The 390-nt window shown below is 64.4% G+C and carries 1 protein-coding gene; it reads left to right on the forward strand.

The window, feature by feature from the left end; all coding sequences use genetic code 11:
* The coding region (locus AC0T7J_RS25480; protein WP_473798601.1) for a TonB-dependent receptor plug domain-containing protein at positions 1–390 on the forward strand (390 nt) is incomplete at both ends.

Genomic DNA, 390 nt, shown 5'->3' on the forward strand with positions numbered 1-390 from the left:
TGTATGCACAGTCGGCGGGCAATGAAGGCGTGAAGATTTCCATCCGTGGTTCAGGCATCAACCGCGCGCCCGGCGCCCACGCCTCGGGGCTGTACACGATGCTGGATGGCTTGCCCCTCACCGGCCCCGGCGGCACGCCGTATGAATTGCTCGAGCCGTTGTGGGTCGACCATGTCGAAGTGCTGCGCGGCGCCAACGGTTTCGATCGCGGCGTGCTGGCGCTGGGCGGCGCTATCGATTACGTCAGCCACACCGGTTACACCGCGCCGAAACTGCAAGTGCGTTACGCCACCGGCAGCCATGGCTATCAGCAGCGCCAGGTCAGCTCCGGGCAAGTGCTGGGCGATTTCGATTACTACGTGTCGCTGACCGATGCCAATGCCGACGGCT

The organism is Pantoea sp. E956-1 (genome assembly GCF_982223955.1).